Below are 1,519 nucleotides of genomic sequence, written 5' to 3' on the forward strand. Positions count from 1 at the left end.
TTTTGAGGGTACGAAGTACAACTCAATTATAATCAGGTGATTATTGCGAAGAGGTCACACCCGTTCCCATACCGAACACGGCAGTTAAGCTCTTCAGCGTCGATGGTAGTTGGGGGTTTCCCCCTGTGAGAGTAGAACGTCGCCTGGTTACCAAAAACATCAGCTATTAGGCTGATGTTTTTTTTGTGTTGAAATATGAAAACGATAGTTTTATTCTAAATTTTACTTATTAAATAGAAATCAACTCGAGGAATGATCGAAAGTCACATGACATGATTAAGTTTTTTGTAGGATACGCTTAAGAAAATAGGAAATAACATCATCACATTGTATCTCGTTAATTATCTAGTCTTAGTAACGAAAATACAAAACCCGATATTAAAGAGTAATTATTCATATAGTTTGTTTTTAAAATAGCATTTACTTATGATTGTTTACGTTTGTCTAGTCTCAATACTGGGTCTTTGTTTTTTTGATTTACTGAATTAATTTTATGAGGTGTTAGAATGATACTTAACGACTTCTTGGGAGAAGTATTTCCTGACTTAGAACTTAGTCCACCTTTGTTTTACAATTGGGAAATGGATTATGATTATCCTGATAATCCATATATATTGGGTTGTTATAAATTGTTATAAAAGAGCAATCACTTTATTTGAGGCGATTCACTCTCTAACGGATGATGATTTTTTTGTCATAAGATGAAAATAATTTTGATAGAGGTAAACAAATCGTAAAGAACTTTTCATCATATGTAGAGAAGTCACTACTGTATAGATTAAAGTTTTTCCTGAGGATGACGAAGTTGGAACAAATATAACGAATAGGTTTAGGTTAAAATGTAAAACGGATGAATTCAAATACAATTCTTTGCTAAAATCAATATGCAATGAAGAATTGGGAGTTAGACCGAGGTTTTTCATAGAGTATATTTTATCAATATTAATAAGAAAACGGTCTTTCATGTTAACGATGACAGAAGGTGTAATTTATTGGCAGCTTCACCCGACACAATAAGGGATTCATATGTTCCTTACAATGAATGGATCTTAGTTTTTGACAAACCTAATATTGAGAAGGTTTTTAATTAAAATATGAAGAAGGGGAAGCAGCATTTTGGAGTGGTGTTTCCTTTTAATAAATCTAAAATCAATACGAATTTTTAATAGAACCATATACATAGAAAGTATCTTAAAAAGATCATACACAACTTTTGTTAATTTTTTGTAAAGAAATGCTTGCAATCATTTGGACGAGATGGTATATTTGTTTATGTTGTCACGATAAAACAAGTTCGAACAATAAAAAAAATATAATAAATTGTTGACAAAGAGTTCAACAAAATGTTATTATATTAAAGTTGCTTCTAAAGCGACAAAGTGAACTTTGAAAACTAAACAAAACATGAAGTAAACGTCAATTATTAGTTTTTTGAGCAATACAAGATTTAAACTTAACTTTTATGGAGAGTTTGATCCTGGCTCAGGACGAACGCTGGCGGCGTGCCTAATACATGCAA

Annotated in this window: 2 rRNA genes and 1 pseudogene; all 3 read left to right on the top strand. The window is 31.3% G+C overall.

Going from position 1 to position 1,519, the window contains the following annotated elements:
* Positions 1-32 precede the first annotated feature (32 nt).
* A 5S ribosomal RNA gene (rrf, locus tag BED47_RS14890) occupies positions 33-148 on the top strand.
* Positions 149-506: 358 nt separating this feature from the next.
* Positions 507-1,091, top strand: a pseudogene (locus BED47_RS14895) (DUF3885 domain-containing protein).
* Positions 1,092-1,459: 368 nt separating this feature from the next.
* Positions 1,460-1,519 (top strand): 16S ribosomal RNA (locus tag BED47_RS14900); the annotation flags it as partial.

The sequence above is a fragment of the Gottfriedia luciferensis genome (assembly GCF_001712755.1).
GTDB lineage: Bacteria > Bacillota > Bacilli > Bacillales > Bacillaceae_G > Gottfriedia > Gottfriedia luciferensis_B.